Consider the following 15,536-nt stretch of genomic DNA (forward strand, 5'->3'; position numbering starts at 1 on the left):
CTTCAGCTTACCATCGGCGCAATCAGAAAATTCTCCGACGCCGCACTCCCCGCCGTCCTGCACACATCGCCTTCGATGCGGACCTTGCCGGTCGCGAGCAGCCGCAGCGCCTCGGGATAGATGCGGTGCTCGACCTCGAGGATGCGCTCGGACAGCGTCTCAGCGGTATCGTGGTCGCTGACGGGAACCGCGCCCTGCATCACGATCGGACCGGCATCGGTCTCGGGGATGACGAAGTGCACCGTCGCGCCGGACAGTTTCACCCCGGCGCGCAGGGCCTGACCGTGCGGGTCGAGGCCGGGGAACGACGGCAGCAGCGAGGGATGGATGTTGAGCATCCGCCCGTACCAAGCCCTGGTGAACTCGGCGGTGAACAGGCGCATGAAGCCGCCGAGGCAGATCAGCTCGATGCCGTGCCGGTCGAGCGCGGCCTGCAGCACCTTCTCGAAACCGGCGCGGTCCTTGCCGAACGGCTTGCTCTCGATCACCTCGGTGGTCACGCCGCTCGCCCGGGCACGTTCGAGTCCGGCCGCATCGGCCTTGTTCGAGATGACGAGCGATATCTCCGCCGGGAAATCAGCCGCGCTGGCGGCCCTGATCAGCGCGGCCATGTTGGAGCCGCGACCGGAGATCAGGATGGCGACGCGGCGCCTCATCACAGCGCCAGATCGAGGTGGCCGTTATAGACGACGCGGTGCTCGCCGTCGGCCGGAATCACGGTGCCGAGCTGCGCCACGGTCTCGCCGGCGTCGGTGAAGACCTCGACGACCTTGTCGACCTTGTCAGGCTCGACGATCGCGATCATGCCGATGCCGCAATTGAATGTGCGCAGCATCTCCAGCTCGGCGATGCCGGCCTGCGCGGCCAGCCATTTGAACACCGGCAGCACCGGCAGGCGGGTGAGATCAATGCCGACGCCGAGATGCTTGGGCAGCACGCGCGGAATGTTGTCGGTGAAGCCGCCGCCGGTGATGTGGGCGAGCCCCTTCACCGCGCCGGTCTCGCGGATCGCACGCAGGCAGGATTTGACGTAGAGCCGCGTCGGCGTCAGCAGCGCGCCGCCGAGCGTCATCACGGGCGCGAACGGCGCCTGCGCCGAGAAGCCGAGACCGGATTGTTCCACGATCTTGCGCACCAGCGAGAAGCCGTTGGAATGCACGCCCGAGGAGGCAAGACCGATCACGGCATCGCCTGCCGCGATGTCCCGGCGCGGCAGCAGCGTACCGCGTTCGGCCGCGCCGACGGCAAAGCCGCCGAGATCATAGTCGCCGTCCTTGTAGAGGCCAGGCATCTCGGCGGTCTCGCCGCCGATCAGGGCGCAGCCGGACTCGCGGCAGCCCTCCGCAACGCCTGCGACGATCGCGGCGGTGGCCTCCGGGTCGAGCTTGCCGCAGGCGAAATAGTCCAGGAAAAACAGCGGCTCGGCGCCCTGTACCACGAGGTCGTTGACGCTCATGGCCACGAGGTCGATGCCGATGCCGCCATGCAGGCCGGTCTCGATCGCGATCTTGACCTTGGTGCCGACACCGTCGGTCGCTGCCACGAGGACGGGGTCCTTGAAGCCGGCCGCCTTGAGGTCGAACAGGCCGCCGAAGCCGCCGATCTCGGCATCCGCGCCCGGCCGTGCGGTGGCGCGCACCATCGGCTTGATCAGGTCGACCAATCGGTTGCCCGCGTCGATATCGACGCCTGAATCGGCGTAAGTGAGGCCGTTTTTGCGGTCGGTCATGCCCGATTTCCAGTGGGTTCGCGGCTGGTTACGTCGAATTCCGGGGACGCGCAATGGCTCGCATGGCGCTCCTGCCTATACTATGTAGAGATATCAACCGGTTCAGCCTTCCGAGGGGCCGAATTCGAGGTCAGACCGGGTGCCGGGAAGCGCTTTCGTGAGTATTCCGAACATCATTACCCTGGGCCGCATCATGTTGGTCCCGATCATCGTCTGGGCCATCGTGTCGAGCCAAATGGAGGTGGCGTTCGCCGTCTTCCTGATCGCCGGCATCAGCGATGCCGTGGACGGCTTCTTGGCCAAGCGGTTCAATATGACGAGCGAACTCGGCGCCCTGCTCGATCCGCTCGCGGACAAGGCGCTGCTGGTCTCGATCTACATGGCGCTCGGCATCTGGGGCGCGATCCCGCGCTGGATCGTGATCCTGGTGGTCTCGCGCGACATCATGATCGTCGCTGCCGTGATCGTATCCTGGTTGTTCGACCGGCCGGTCGAGATGAAGCCGTCGAAAGTGTCCAAGCTCAACACCGTGGCGCAGGTGGCGTTCGCAGCCCTGGTGCTGGCGGCGCTTGCCTTCGGCTTCAAGCCGGCCCCTTATGATATCATCCTGATGGGCCTCGTCACCGTCTTCACGCTTTCCTCCGTGTCGCTCTACCTCGTCGAGTGGCTACGGCACATGAGCACGATCGAGGCCAAATGAGTGAGGATACGGCCCCGCAAAAGGCCAAGTTCGCGCAAGATCAAGTCCAACCTCTTCAGACGGGCCGGCGGGCCGGCATGGAGCAAAGCAAGCGTGGCAGGCCGCGTTCATCCCCGACAATTGGCGTTTTCACTTCCGCATGCGGAGAGCCTGAGCCGGGACAATTTCCTCGAAGGCCCCGCCAATGCCGCCGCTCTGGGCCTGATCGACAGCTGGCCGGAATGGCCGAACCGGATCATGTGGCTGGCTGGCCCGGAAGGAAGCGGCAAGAGCCATCTCGCCGCGATCTGGGCCGAGCTATCAGGCGCCCGCTCGACCACCGCCAATGCGCTGACTGCCGCTGGCGTTCCCGGCGCGCTCGCCACCGGCGCACTGGTGGTCGAGGATCTCAAGGCCAAGGATTTTGACGAGCGCGCCCTGTTTCACCTGATGAATCTCGCCCGCGAGGACGGTGCCTACGTCCTCTTCACCGGACGCGAGGTGCCGGCCGCGCTGGAGATCGAGCTTCGCGACCTGCGCTCGCGTCTGCGGGCCGTTCCCGTGGTCGCGCTGCTGCCCCCCGACGACCAGCTCTTCCGCGGCCTGATCGTCAAGTTCTGCGCCGACCGCCAGCTCACCGTCGACGAGAGCGTGGTCGGCTATCTCGCCACCCGCCTGGAGCGGTCCTCGGCCGCCGCCCGGCAGGCCGTGGAACTGCTCGACAGCGAAGCCCTGCGGCTCGGCCGCCCCGTCACCCGGGCGCTGGCCGCCGAGCTGCTCCGGGACGCCTGACCGGCTCGCGGTCTTCCAGAGCGGCCTGAAACCCGCCTTGACGCGGCGGAGCGGCGGAACATCAATGTCATCGAAACGTCATCGCTCTAACACATGCTCCCGCCGATTTTGCGCGTAAGTCGCAATTGGGCTGAACTGGATGGACCGACTTTTGATGGACTCTGCGCAAGCTGTTGAAACCAAAGAGAAAGTCCCGGAAACTGAGGCCCTGCCGGCGATCGCATCCAGCCCCGAACGGTTCATCAACCGCGAGCTGTCCTGGCTGCATTTCAACCGCCGCGTCCTCGAGGAATCGGTCAATCCCAGCCACCCTGTGCTGGAGCGGGTGCGATTCCTGTCGATTTCGGCGAATAACCTCGACGAGTTCTTCATGGTCCGCGTCGCCGGCATCAAGGCCCAGGTGCGCGAGGGGATTGCCGAGCGCAGTCCAGACGGCCTGACGCCATCGGAGCAGCTCGCGCTGATCAACCGCACCGTGATCCAGCTCGCTTCCGACCAGCAGGCGATCTGGCGCGATCTGCGCGGCACGCTGGCCGATGTCGGCATCGTGCTGGTCGACGGCAAGGACGTCACCAGGGCGGAACGCACCTGGATCGAGGACTACTTCCTCAACAACGTGTTCCCGCTGCTGACGCCGCTCGCGATCGACCCCGCCCACCCCTTCCCGTTCATTCCGAGCCTCGGCTTCACCATTGCGCTGCAGCTCACGCGCGCCGCCGACGGCAAGCAGATGAACGCGCTGATCCGCATGCCTGGCAAGATCGACCGCTTCATCCGCCTGCCAGCCGACGGCAAGACCGTCCGGCTGATCTCGCTGGAACAGGCGACCGCCCTGTTCATCAACCGCCTGTTCCCCGGCTACAATCTGCACGGCCAGGGCGCCTTCCGGATCATCCGCGACTCCGAGCTCGAAATCGAGGAAGAGGCCGAAGACCTCGTCCGCCTGTTCGAGACCGCGCTCAAGCGCCGCCGCCGCGGATCGGTGATCCGGCTCGAGATCGACGCCAAGATGCCGGAGGAGTTGCGCAGCTTCGTGCAGCATGCGCTGTCGGCCGCCGACGACGAGGTCTTCCTGGTCGACGGCGTGCAGGCCATGAACGAGCTGTCGCAGCTCACCCGCCTCGACCGGCCCGACCTCGAATTCACCCCCTACGTGCCGCGCCATCCCGAGCGCGTGCGCGAGCATGGCGGCGACATCTTTGCCGCGATCCGGCAGAAGGACCTGATCGTCCACCATCCCTATGAGTCCTTCGACGTCGTCGTGCAGTTCCTGCAGCAGGCCGCGCGCGATCCCGACGTCGTCGCGATCAAGCAGACGCTCTACCGCACCTCCAACAACTCGCCGATCGTGCGCGCGCTGGCGGAGGCCGCCGAGGCCGGCAAGTCCGTCACCGCGCTGATCGAGCTCAAGGCGCGCTTCGACGAGGAGGCCAACATCCGCTGGGCGCGCGACCTCGAGCGCGCCGGCGTACAGGTCGTCTACGGCTTCCTCGAATTGAAGACGCACGCCAAACTCTCGATGGTGGTGCGCCGCGAGGGCGGCAGCCTGACGACTTACGTCCATACCGGCACCGGCAACTATCACCCGGTCACCGCGCGCATCTACACCGACCTCTCCTATTTCACCTCCGATCCGACCATCGGCCGCGATGCCGCGCGCGTGTTCAATTTCATCACCGGCTATGCCGCGCCGAGCGATCTGGAAAAGATGGCGGTGTCGCCACTGACCTTGCGCAAACGCATCATCGAGCACATTCAAGGCGAGACCGCGCATGCGCGGCACGGCCGGCCCGGCGCGGTCTGGATGAAGATGAACGCGCTGGTCGACCCCGACATCATCGACGCGCTCTACGAGGCCTCCCAGGCCGGTGTCCAGGTCGAGCTCGTGGTGCGCGGCATCTGCTGCCTCAGGCCCGGCATCCCCGGCCTGTCGGAGAACATCCGCGTCAAGTCGATCATCGGACGTTTCCTGGAACATGGCCGAATCTACTGCTTCGGCATGGGTCAGGGCCTGCCGGGCGCGAAAGCGGCTGTGTATATCTCGTCCGCCGACATGATGCCGCGCAACCTCGACCGCCGCGTCGAGGTGCTGTGTCCGCTGCAAAATCCCACGGTGCATCAGCAGGTTCTCGAACAGATCATGGTCGCCAACCTGAAGGACAACGAGCAGAGCTGGCAGTTGTTGCCGGATGGGTCTTCAACGCGTATGAAGGCCGCGAAGGGCGAGGAGCCTTTCAACGTCCACAACTACTTCATGACTAATCCGAGTCTGTCTGGCCGTGGAAAGTCGCTCAAGGAATCCTCGCCGCGTCGTCTCACGCGCCGGAACGAACGCCATCAATCCTGATCGGGGATTTGCGACGTGAAGCGGCCGCGCAAGCGCGGCTCCAGCGTCGCGGTGATCGACATCGGATCCAACTCGGTCCGTCTCGTCGTCTACGAGGGACTGTCGCGGAGCCTCATCCCGATCTTCAACGAGAAGACGCTCTGCGGCCTCGGGCGCGAGGTGCAGAGCACGGGTCTGCTCGCGCCCGACGCCGTCGACAAGGCGCTGACCTCGCTCAAGCGCTTCCGCGCATTGTGCCGCGTGATGCAGGTCGGGCGCGTGTTCGCGATTGCGACCGCGGCCTGCCGCGATGCCTCCAACGGCCCCGACTTCATCGCCAAGGCCGAGCGCATCTGCGCGGTGAAGATCGAGATCCTGTCGGGCCCGCGCGAGGCGCGGCTGTCGGCGCTCGGCGTGATCTCCGGCATTCACCTTCCCGACGGCATCGTCGGCGACCTCGGCGGCGGCTCGCTCGAGCTGATCGACGTGCGCAAGAACGCCGTGCGCAGCGGTGTGACGCTGCCGCTCGGCGGTCTCGCACTCCAGGACCTCGCGCACAAATCGCTCAAGCGCGCCGATCGCATCGTGCGCGAGGAGCTCGACGAGGTGCCGCAACTCACCGCGGGCCGCGGCCGCACCTTTTATGCCGTCGGCGGCACTTGGCGCGCGCTCGCGCGCATCCACATCATCCAGAGCGGCTATCCGCTCCAGGTGATGCACGGCTACTCGATTTCGGCCGCCGAAGCGCTCGACTTCTCGCGCCGTCTCCGGCGCCTCGCTGCCGCCAACATGCTTGCCGACATCGAGATCGTCGCCGATGCGCGGCGCCCGCTTCTCACCTATGCGGCGCTGGTGCTCGAGCACATCATCCGCGTCGCCAAACCCAGCAGGATCGTGTTCTCCACCTTCGGCGTGCGCGAGGGCCTGTTGCACGAGAAGCTGCCGGAGACCGAGCGCAACAAGGACGGGCTGATCTGCGCGGCCGAGGAGCTGAACCAGTTGCTGTCGCGCTCGGCGAAACACGCCCGCGAGCTGATCGCCTGGACCGACCGCCTGGTGCGCGTCGTGAAGTTGCGCGAGACCGAGGAGGACCGTCGCCTCCGCCACACCGCGTGTCTGCTCTCCGACATCGGCTGGCGCGTGCATCCCGACCATCGCGGCGAGCAGACGCTGAGCCTCGTCGTCAACGGCAATTTCGGTGCGATCACCCACACTGAGCGCGCCTTCGTCGGCCTGTCCGTGTTCTACCGCTATGCGGGTCTCAGCGAGGAAAACCAGCCGCCGGCCACCATGCAGGAGCTGCTGACGCCGGCCCAGCTCGAACGCGCCCGCCTGCTGGGCGCGGCATTCCGTGTCGCGCATCTGATCTCGGCGGCGCGTCCGGGCGTCCTCCCCGCCACGCATTTCCGCACTCAGGGACGCAAATTGATGCTGGTGTTCGAGCACCGGCTCGTCGACCTCGTCGCCGACCGCGTCGGCAGCCGCTTCAAGCAGCTCGCCCGCCTGATTGGCCGTGCCGGCTCGATCGTGCGGCGCTGAAGTCCAAAGTGCGAATCCGTCGCGGATAGGCGGCGGCGCCTCGTGTCCGGCCCGGAGACATGGGTAACGAAACGTACCTAAGAGATGGGTGACAACCTCGTGCCGATCGGGTTGTCGCGGGGTTTCAAAGTCATCTGCTCCAAGTTCGCTTCAAATTGAGATGGCCTGCAATCTGCTGCATTTCAGCGTGACGCATTCATGGCACGGCTATTTTTGCTCGGCTCGCGCTATCGCCGTCAACCCCGCGCGTGCCGCGCCCCTTCGGGCTTCGGGGTTGACCGCGACAGCGGAGCCAAGCAAGTGGCCTTCCATGCCAAGAATGCACAAGAGCGCGTCTCCGTCAGGGCGCCGTGGTCGTGGCGGGGACATCGGTGATGGGCCTCGGACCGAACGGGTTGTCGAGAGGTTGCAAGGTCTTCTGTTCGAGATCGAAATAGCCGAGATCGTAATGCATGAAGCTGACGAGCCAGATGCCCTCGTCGACCTCCTTGATGCCGAGCTTCTGGCCAGCCAGGACGGTTGAGATGTTGATCCTCTTGCGATGCAGGCAGAGGCGGCCGCAGGCAGTGACGACGACGTCGCGGTCGTGGAAGGGATAGCTCAACTCCGGCAGGCCGGCATAGGCCCGCGCTGAGGCCGTGTAGACCTCGGCAGGGCACTTCATGCCGAGCGCCTCGTGGGGGCGCTCGGTATTGAACTCGTGCACGAAGGCATCGAAGCGCTCCTGCTGTTGCAGGCTGTTGAAGCCAGGCGGCCTGGTGGCCTCCTTCTTGAGGGTGAGGTGCATGCGCTCGTGCCGGCCATTTTGTTGCGGATGACCTGGCTTGATGCGCTCGATGGCGATACCGAGGCGGAGCCACCATACCGAGAGCTTGGAAAGATTGAACAAGGCATTGGGACTGGCAAACGGCACGCCATTGTCGGACCGAATGGCAAGCGGCAGGCCGCGCTCGCGGAACAGGCGCTCGAAGGCGGTCATGGCAGGCTCCTCGCGCGTGGAGTCGAGCGCCTCGCACAGCAGCAGGAAGCGCGCGGCATGATCGCTGACGGTCAGCGGGAAGCAGTAATGGCTGTTGCCAAGCTTGAACTCGCCTTTGAAGTCGGCGCACCAGACATCGTTCGGGGCAGTCCCTTGCGATAGCGACGTGCCGCGCGCGCGATGGCGCGGCCCGCCGCCCCGCCTGACCAGGCCGTGGCGATCGAGCACCGCATGAATGGTGCTTTTGGCCGGCACCCGGACATCGCCGTCGAGCCGTCGCACCAGGAGTTCGCGGATCTTGCGGGCCCCCCAATGCGGCTTCTCGGCCTTGAGCTGGACAATCAGCGTCTCGATCTGGGCCGGCAGTTGATTGGCGTAGCGAACCGGCCGCCTGGAGCGGTCGCTCAGCGCCTCCAGGCCATGTTCCTTGTAGCGATCGAAAATCTTGTAGCCGGTCTTACGGGAGATGCCGAACTCCCGGCAGACATCCGTCATGGCTTCCCCGTCCAACAGGCGGGCGACAAAGCGAAGGCGCTCCTCCATTACCGAACTCGCTTTCCACGGCATCCACACCTCCCGCAGAACAAAAGCGGAAAGTGTAACCCATGTGCCCGGTACGTTCTGTCACCTATGTCTCGGGCCGCTCACTCGCACCGTCATCACGAAATCATGGTCCACGCTCGGCGCCGGACGTGCCGCGGGAACAGTCAGCGAGTCAATGAAACCGCCTTTATTTTCAGGAGTTTAGAAGGAGATAAGATCCAATTTGGGGAGACCGCGAAGCGCTGCGACGGCCTGACTAACCGCGCGCGCCATCCCAGATTCGCAACCGGTTCGGCACCGGCTGCCGCCGAGATCACTCCGCCGAGGCCTTGGCGTGGCCTTCGGAGGAGTCCAGCTCTGCCTGGATCAGGCTGCGCCGGCGCCAGATCGAGCCGGCCACCAGCACGACCACAACGCCGAGCGCGGCGCAGAGATATTCGCCGCCTCCGCCGCCATGGCCGAACTGCGGCGGGATGTGCAGCGCGCCGAGCATGCTGTCCAGCGAGGCACCGAGCGGGCCGTCGAACAACGTGTGCAGCCTCGGCGCGACCCCCGGGTCGGTCGCGATCACCTCTCCCGCGATCCAGCCGAGCAGCGCCGCGCCGGCCCAGACCAGCACCGGCAGCTTTGCGAGCAGCGCCATGATCAGCGCCGCGCCGGCGACGATTAGCGGCACGCTGATGGCGAGGCCGAGGATCAAGAGCGGCACGCTGCCATTGGCCGCAGCGGCGACCGCGATGACGTTGTCGAGACTCATGACGATATCGGCGACCACGACGATCTGCACGGCCTGCCACAGATGCGAGGCGGACTCGACGTCGTCCCCCTCCTCGTTTTCCGGCACCAGCAGCTTGGCCGCGATCACGATCAGCGCGAGGCCGCCGACGAGCTTGAGATACGGCAGCTCCATCAGGCTCGCGACGATGCCGGTGAAGATGATGCGCAGCATCACGGCTGCGCCGGCACCGAAGATCATGCCCCAGAGCCGGTGCCGCGGATTGAGGCCGCGGCAGGCGAGCGCGATCACCAGCGCGTTGTCGCCGGAGAGCAGGATGTTGATCCAGATGATCTTGCCGACCGCGATCCAGAAGGTCGGCGCAGCCATCTCGTTGCGAAACTGGGTGAAGAATGCCCCGATCGTAGCGGGATCGAAGATCTGCCAGAGCCAGCTCACAATACGTCCTTTCGCCCCGTCGCCTTAACTTGTCAGCTGATCTATCAGCCGACGATCTCGTTGCCCGAGAAGAACTGCGCGATCTCGATCGCGGCGGTCTCCGGCGCATCCGAGCCGTGCACCGAATTCTCGCCGATCGACTTGGCGTAGAGCTTGCGCACGGTGCCCTCGGCGGCCTTGGCCGGATCGGTCGCACCCATCACCTCGCGGTACTTGGCGATCGCGCCCTCGCCTTCCAGCACCTGGACCACGACCGGACCGGAGGTCATGAAGTCCACGAGCTCGCCGAAGAACGGGCGCGCCTTGTGGACGGCATAGAAGGTCTCGGCCTGCTCCTTGGTCATGCGGATGCGCTTCTGCGCGACGATGTGCAGGCCCGCCTTCTCGATCACGGCGTTGACCGCACCGGTCAGGTTACGCTCGGTCGCGTCGGGCTTGATGATCGAGAAAGTGCGTTCGATGGCCATAATCTTGTCCTTCGGGAAGAAAGCGGTGGTTGTCGAGTTGCGGGGCTTATATCGGCGCCTTTGCCGGACGGCAAGCGACCGGCGAAACGGCCTCACAGGCGCTTCGCCGCAGGGATGGGCGCCCCGATTCCAGCTTGGATGACAACAATTTCACCCAGATGAACCCAATCTGAAACCGCCGTCAGGGTTCGGTTCAGCTTCGCCGGCGTAAGTTGAGCCCGATCGAAACCGAAGCCTGATCATCCAGGCGGACCGTTTCGGCGGCCTTCTCATCGACGCGGATCACCCCGCGCCGGCAGTATTTAGGAGATCACCATGTTGAGGAAACTTTCGCTTGCCGCGGTCGCCGCGGTCGCGCTGGGTGCCGCGCTGGCGCCAACCTCTGCATCCGCTCACTGGCACGGCGGTTGGGGCTGGCATGGCGGCGGCTGGCACCATGGCTACGGCTGGGGTGGACCGCGTTTCTATCTCGGCGCCCCCGTCTCCTATGGTTATGGCGGCTGCTATGTGCGCCGGCTGGTCCCGACCCCCTGGGGACCCCGCTGGCGGCTGATCAACCGCTGCTACTGAGCCCGTCAGCACCTTCATGAGGGTACCTAAGGCCCCCCAGGTACCTTCCAAGAGAAGCCCCGGCGTTCCCCTCGCCGGGGCTTTGCCTTGAGTCGATAAGACGCCCTTCGCACAATTTTCACGAGAATGCACCATATCCGCGCGGTCAGCGAAACCATTTCGCCGGCAATGACTTGGTACCGTGTCCTTCCCTTGAAAGCACGGAACCTTGCGATGGCTGGGCCTTCTGCCGATGACAACGTACAGATCGACCGGCGCACCAGCCGCTCGATCTGCGATGCCGTGGGCGAGCGGCTCCAGCAGAGCCTCCGGCCCGAACCTCGTCTCCCGACAAATCTTGAGCAGCTCCTGAACGAGCTGCAGCGGCGCGAACGCGAGCCGCATTGACGAAAAAGCGGGTTGCGTTCGACGCGCCTTGCGGTGACAAGGCCGCATGCTTGCGATCACCGACCTCTCCATCCGCCTCGCCGGACGCCTTTTGATCGACCAGAGTTCCGTGCAGATCACGCCGGGATCACGCGTCGGCCTGGTCGGACGCAACGGGACCGGCAAGTCGACGCTGTTCAAGGTGATCCGCGGCGAGCTCGCGGCCGAGCACGGCTCGGTGACCCTGCCGCCGCGCTGGCGCATCGGCAGCCTGGCGCAGGAAGCCCCGAACGGACCCGAAAGCCTGATCTCCGTCGTGCTCAAGGCCGACCTCGAGCGCGACGCGCTGCTCGCCGAAGCCGAGCACGCGACCGATCCGCACCGGATCGCGGAGATCCAGACCCGGCTCGTCGACATCGACGCGCATTCGGCGCCGAGCCGTGCCGCCGCGATCCTCTCCGGCCTCGGCTTCTCCGCCGCCGATCAGCTGCGTCCCTGCGCCGAGTTCTCCGGCGGCTGGCGCATGCGCGTCGCGCTCGCTGCGACGCTGTTCGCGGCCCCTGATCTTCTGCTGCTCGACGAGCCCACCAACTATCTCGACCTCGAAGGCACGCTGTGGCTGGAGGATCACCTCGCGCATTATCCGCGCACCGTGATCGTGATCAGCCACGACCGCGACCTCCTGGAAAGCTCGGTCGACCAGATCCTGCATCTGGAGCGTGGCAAGCTCACGCTCTACAAGGGCACCTACTCCTCGTTCGAGGAGCAGCGCGCCGCGCGCGAGCTGCTCGATGCCAAAGCCGTCAAACGCCAGGAGGCCGAGCGCGCCCGCCTGCAGGCTTTCGTCGATCGCTTCAAGGCCAAGGCTTCCAAGGCGCGCCAGGCGCAGTCTCGGGTGAAGATGCTGGAGCGGTTGAAGCCGATCACGGCGCTGGTCACCGAGGATGTGCGCGAGATCAGCTTTCCCGCGCCGGAGAAGATCTTGTCGCCGCCGATCATCGCGGCCGACAACGTGTCGGTCGGCTACGATCCGGCCAGCCCCGTGCTCAATCGCGTCACCTTGCGCATCGACGACGATGACCGCATCGCGTTGCTGGGCGCCAACGGCAACGGCAAATCGACGCTGGTCAAACTGCTCGCGGGACGTCTCGCGCCGTTCTCGGGCAAGGTGACCCGCGCGGACAAGCTGTCGATCGCCTATTTCGCGCAGCACCAGCTCGACGAGCTCAACGAGGACGCCTCTGCCTACGACCACGTCCGCAAGCTGATGGGCGATGCGCCCGAAGCGAAAGTGCGCGCACGCGCCGGCGCGATCGGCTTCTCCGGCAAGGCCGCCGATACCAAGGCCGGCAAATTGTCGGGCGGCGAGAAGGCGCGGCTGCTGCTGGGACTTGCGACTTTCTTCGGCCCCAACATGATCATCCTGGACGAGCCGACCAACCATCTCGACATCGACAGCCGCGGCGCGCTTGCGGAGGCGATCAACGACTTTCCCGGCGCGGTGATCATGGTCTCGCACGACCGCTATCTGATCGAGGCCTGCGCCGAGCGGCTCTGGATCGTCGCCGATCGCACCGTGACCAATTACGACGGCGATCTCGACGAGTACCGTCGTCTCGTTCTGTCAGCGCGCAATGCCGAGCCCGCCCCGCGCGAGCGCAGTGCGCCGAGCGAGAAGCCGCAGCGCCCGAAGTCGGACAATCGCGGCTCGCTGAGGAAGCGCATCGCTGAAGCCGAAGCCGAGATCGCCCGCGTCAGCGAGATCATCGCCAAGATCGACACGGCGCTCGCCCTGCCCGACATTTTTACGCGCGACCCCAAGCAGGCCGCGCAACTGTCGAAGGCCCGCGCCAATGCCGCCGACGCGCTCGCGCGCGCCGAGGAGCAATGGCTGGAGGCGAGCGCACAATTCGATGAGGCGGCGGGCTGACCGGTTCGGGGTAGGCGTTCCGCTAATCAGGTGAAGAACCCATTGAGCTGCTCGAGGAGCAGCTCCGGCGCTTCTTCCGGCAGATAATGGCCGCAGGGCAGGCTTCCGCCGCGCACGTCCTTCGCCTTGGCGCGCCATGTGTCGAGCACGTCGTAACTCGACCCCACGACTCCCTTTGCGCCCCACAGCACAAGCAGCGGGCAACCGATTCTCTTGTCGGAATCCGCCTCATCGTGGATCAGGTCGATCCCGGCAGCGGCGCGATAATCTTCGCACACGGCATGCAGCGTCTCGCGGGTGTAGCACCGGCGGTACTCTTCGAGCGCAACCGGGTCGATGGCGCCCGGCGTCTTGTTTTGCTTGTTGATATGGGTCTGAAGATAGAATTCGAGATTGTTGCCGATCAAGGTTTCCGGAAGCGGCGCCGGCTGAATGAGAAAGAACCACCACATATAGCGCGTGGCGAACTCCTTGTTCACCTTGGCGTACATCGTCGCGGTCGGCGCGATGTCGAGCATGACCGCCCTGGAGACGGCGTCCGGATGATCAAGCAACAGACGATGCAGAACGCGTCCGCCGCGATCATGGCCGACAGCCTGGAAGCGGTCAAAGCCGAGCGCGCGCATCACTTCGACCTGATCCCGCGCCATTTCCCGCTTGGAATATGCGATATGGTCGGTGCCGCCGTCGGGCTTGCTCGAGTCGCCGTAGCCGCGCAGATCCGTCAGCACCACGGTAAAGCGCTCCGCGAGCTTGGGGGCGATCTTGTGCCAGCACGCCAAGGTCTGCGGGTGCCCGTGCAGCAGCAGCAGTGGCGGTCCCTCGCCTTTCACGAGCGCATTGATCTCGGCGCCGCTGGTCTTGAGACGCTTCTGTTGAAACCCTGGCAGCAAGTTTTGCAGCGCGTTGGTCGTCACGGCATTATTCTCCTGAGCGAAGGTGTCCGGCGCCAAAATGGCCGAACCGAGGGCACCTGTTGTCAACGCGATCGACATCAAATGGCGCCGCGTCAACCCTGTCTCCGATCGATCGGAGCACGATTCAGCCTGTTCGAATTCGAGCATTGCAATTCTCCCCTGCAACATTCGTCCTGCGCGAAAGGCGGCGGTCCGTATCAGGACAGCGACTTCATCAAGAGTGTCGCGGTCACGATCATGATCGCGCCGCCGACGCGGGTGGCGATCTGGGCGAACGCCATCAGGCCCATGCGATCCGCGGCGCCGAGAATGGCGACGTCGCCGGTGCCGCCGAGGCCCGAGTGGCAGGCGGTCACGATCGCCGCTTCGACCGGATACATGTTCAGCCACTTGCCGACGAAAAATCCCGACACGATCATCGCCAGCACCGTGGTCGTGCAGATCATGATGTACCCTGGATTGAAGGAGGCAACGAGCTGCTGCCACGAGACCAGCAGGGTCCCCATCGCCACCAGGATCGCGAAAGTAAGGTTCGTCGACATGAACTTGTTGATCTGATAGGCGCCGAGCTCCATCTCGGCCGGTAGCAACCTGGTCAGCTTCAATGCCACCGCGGCGATGATCATCATGATCGGTCCGGGGATGCCGGTGAGCGGCGCCAGGACCATGCCGAGCACGAACAAGCCGCACGACAGCACAATGCCGGCACCGAGCAGTCCGAGATCGATCGGTCGGTCCGGCCGCGCTTCGCCGAGAATGTCGTCGTCTCCGGTCTTGACGAGCATCCCTCTGCCGTTGAGGTCGGCCCGCATCTCACCAAGACGGGCCAGCAGGCCCGCGCTCACGATCGCGACGACGTTGCCGAGCAGCGCCGCCGGCACCATCTGCGCCACAAGCTCGGCTTGCGACCGATGCAACATCTCGGAATAGGCGATGGACAGCGGCAGGACACCTTCTGCAAGACCGCCGCCGACGATGGGAATGATGACAAAGAAGAACGTTTCCTTCGGGCTGTGGCCGAACAGAAGCCCGACGGCAATGCCCGCGGCGACGGCCACGATCGTGCCGACCAGGAGCGGAACGAACATGCGAATGAAGCCCTGGACCAGGACCCGATAGGGCATGCCGAGGATCGAGCCTGCGACGAGGCAGGCGATGAAGAAATACTGGAAGTTGGCGGTTCGGAACGTGGTCGTGATCGCCTTCAAGGCCGCATCCGGCACGAGGCCATAGCTCACCAGGGCCGACGGCACGAACAGGCAGAGGATCGCCGTGCCGCCGATCCGGTTCAGCACCGGAATGGTTTGGCCGAGCTTGCCCAGCAGGAAGCCGAGCAGCATCAGGACCGAAAGGCCACCGATCACGTCGTTCGGCAGCTTGCCGGAATAGACCGCGGTGACGCAGACGAGAGCCGCCGCACCGTAGATGCCGACCGGCAACGGGCCGATCTTGAGACGGGCGAGCTTCGTCGCAACTGCGGTCTGCGGCGCCTCGGCCGCGCGATATGTCGTATCCACCAAGGGTC

At 65.2% G+C, this 15,536-nt stretch carries 14 protein-coding genes; 7 read left to right on the top strand and 7 right to left on the bottom strand.

The window, feature by feature from the left end; genetic code table 11:
- Window positions 1-2: 2 nt before the first annotated feature.
- Window positions 3-656: a phosphoribosylglycinamide formyltransferase gene (purN, locus tag P6U27_RS20080; protein ID WP_407192390.1), complete on the bottom strand. Its 654-nt coding sequence runs from the start codon at window positions 654-656 to the stop codon at window positions 3-5.
- Window positions 656-1,729: a phosphoribosylformylglycinamidine cyclo-ligase gene (gene purM / locus P6U27_RS20085; RefSeq protein ID WP_129142923.1), complete on the bottom strand. Its 1,074-nt coding sequence runs from the start codon at window positions 1,727-1,729 to the stop codon at window positions 656-658. Before purM ends, purN begins: the two co-directional genes overlap by 1 nt.
- A gap of 157 nt (window positions 1,730-1,886) precedes the next feature.
- Here purM and P6U27_RS20090 point away from each other — a divergent pair, with 157 nt between their 5' ends.
- The 4 genes from P6U27_RS20090 to ppx all read left to right on the top strand — a co-directional run bounded on the left by P6U27_RS20090 (window position 1,887) and on the right by ppx (window position 7,065).
- The gene (locus P6U27_RS20090) at window positions 1,887-2,429 is read left to right on the top strand and encodes a CDP-alcohol phosphatidyltransferase family protein (RefSeq protein ID WP_025035876.1); all 543 of its coding nucleotides are present in this window, start codon (window positions 1,887-1,889) and stop codon (window positions 2,427-2,429) included.
- Between the two features lie 93 nt (window positions 2,430-2,522).
- Window positions 2,523-3,200: a DnaA ATPase domain-containing protein gene (locus tag P6U27_RS20095; protein WP_129142924.1), complete on the top strand. Its 678-nt coding sequence runs from the start codon at window positions 2,523-2,525 to the stop codon at window positions 3,198-3,200.
- A 154-nt stretch (window positions 3,201-3,354) separates the two neighbouring features.
- Window positions 3,355-5,547, top strand: coding sequence for an RNA degradosome polyphosphate kinase (locus tag P6U27_RS20100; RefSeq protein WP_407192391.1), 2,193 nt, complete (start codon window positions 3,355-3,357; stop codon window positions 5,545-5,547).
- A gap of 15 nt (window positions 5,548-5,562) precedes the next feature.
- The gene (gene ppx / locus P6U27_RS20105; RefSeq protein WP_122403551.1) at window positions 5,563-7,065 is read left to right on the top strand and encodes an exopolyphosphatase; all 1,503 of its coding nucleotides are present in this window, start codon (window positions 5,563-5,565) and stop codon (window positions 7,063-7,065) included.
- 340 nt (window positions 7,066-7,405) lie between these two features.
- Here the strand turns inward: ppx and P6U27_RS20110 are convergent, their stop codons facing one another.
- The 3 genes from P6U27_RS20110 to ndk all read right to left on the bottom strand — a co-directional run bounded on the left by P6U27_RS20110 (window position 7,406) and on the right by ndk (window position 10,228).
- The gene (locus tag P6U27_RS20110; protein WP_122400437.1) at window positions 7,406-8,611 is read right to left on the bottom strand and encodes an integrase core domain-containing protein; all 1,206 of its coding nucleotides are present in this window, start codon (window positions 8,609-8,611) and stop codon (window positions 7,406-7,408) included.
- Window positions 8,612-8,900: 289 nt separating this feature from the next.
- Window positions 8,901-9,761, bottom strand: a complete 861-nt coding sequence (locus P6U27_RS20115) for a TerC family protein (protein ID WP_122403552.1) — start codon at window positions 9,759-9,761, stop codon at window positions 8,901-8,903.
- Window positions 9,762-9,805: 44 nt separating this feature from the next.
- Entirely contained in the window at window positions 9,806-10,228 is a 423-nt protein-coding gene (gene ndk / locus P6U27_RS20120) for a nucleoside-diphosphate kinase (protein WP_407192392.1), read from the bottom strand.
- 315 nt (window positions 10,229-10,543) lie between these two features.
- On the opposite strand from ndk, the gene P6U27_RS20125 reads away from it, so the two are divergent.
- The 3 genes from P6U27_RS20125 (at window position 10,544) to P6U27_RS20135 (ending at window position 13,094) form a co-directional block, all read left to right on the top strand.
- On the top strand, window positions 10,544-10,798 hold the full coding sequence (locus P6U27_RS20125; RefSeq protein WP_122403553.1) for a sulfur globule protein precursor: 255 nt from the start codon (window positions 10,544-10,546) through the stop codon (window positions 10,796-10,798).
- A gap of 126 nt (window positions 10,799-10,924) precedes the next feature.
- Complete coding sequence (locus P6U27_RS20130; protein WP_129142925.1) at window positions 10,925-11,185, top strand: hypothetical protein; 261 nt, start codon at window positions 10,925-10,927, stop codon at window positions 11,183-11,185.
- A 46-nt stretch (window positions 11,186-11,231) separates the two neighbouring features.
- On the top strand, window positions 11,232-13,094 hold the full coding sequence (locus tag P6U27_RS20135; RefSeq protein ID WP_407192393.1) for an ABC-F family ATP-binding cassette domain-containing protein: 1,863 nt from the start codon (window positions 11,232-11,234) through the stop codon (window positions 13,092-13,094).
- Between the two features lie 26 nt (window positions 13,095-13,120).
- Here P6U27_RS20135 and P6U27_RS20140 read toward each other — a convergent pair whose 3' ends face one another.
- Together P6U27_RS20140 and P6U27_RS20145 are read right to left on the bottom strand one after the other, a co-directional pair.
- Complete coding sequence (locus P6U27_RS20140) at window positions 13,121-14,011, bottom strand: alpha/beta fold hydrolase (protein ID WP_407192394.1); 891 nt, start codon at window positions 14,009-14,011, stop codon at window positions 13,121-13,123.
- 197 nt (window positions 14,012-14,208) lie between these two features.
- Window positions 14,209-15,528 carry a 2-hydroxycarboxylate transporter family protein gene (locus P6U27_RS20145; RefSeq protein ID WP_407194464.1) on the bottom strand — a complete coding sequence of 440 codons (1,320 nt, stop codon included), beginning with the start codon at window positions 15,526-15,528 and terminating at the stop codon, window positions 14,209-14,211.
- Between the last annotated feature and the right edge of the window lie 8 nt (window positions 15,529-15,536).

The organism is Bradyrhizobium sp. STM 3566 (assembly GCF_045571445.1).
In the GTDB taxonomy this organism is placed as follows: Bacteria; Pseudomonadota; Alphaproteobacteria; order Rhizobiales; family Xanthobacteraceae; genus Bradyrhizobium; species Bradyrhizobium vignae.

What these genes read in the sequence shown, in the direction of transcription:
- purM (WP_129142923.1), bottom strand. Translation starts at nt 1,729, where the DNA reads ATGACCGACCGCAAAAACGGCCTCACTTACGCCGATTCAGGCGTCGAT.
- P6U27_RS20125 (WP_122403553.1), top strand. Translation starts at nt 10,544, where the DNA reads ATGTTGAGGAAACTTTCGCTTGCCGCGGTCGCCGCGGTCGCGCTGGGT.
- purN (WP_407192390.1), bottom strand. Translation starts at nt 656, where the DNA reads ATGAGGCGCCGCGTCGCCATCCTGATCTCCGGTCGCGGCTCCAACATG.
- P6U27_RS20135 (WP_407192393.1), top strand. Translation starts at nt 11,232, where the DNA reads ATGCTTGCGATCACCGACCTCTCCATCCGCCTCGCCGGACGCCTTTTG.
- P6U27_RS20110 (WP_122400437.1), bottom strand. Translation starts at nt 8,611, where the DNA reads ATGCCGTGGAAAGCGAGTTCGGTAATGGAGGAGCGCCTTCGCTTTGTC.
- ndk (WP_407192392.1), bottom strand. Translation starts at nt 10,228, where the DNA reads ATGGCCATCGAACGCACTTTCTCGATCATCAAGCCCGACGCGACCGAG.
- P6U27_RS20100 (WP_407192391.1), top strand. Translation starts at nt 3,355, where the DNA reads ATGGACTCTGCGCAAGCTGTTGAAACCAAAGAGAAAGTCCCGGAAACT.
- P6U27_RS20130 (WP_129142925.1), top strand. Translation starts at nt 10,925, where the DNA reads ATGCACCATATCCGCGCGGTCAGCGAAACCATTTCGCCGGCAATGACT.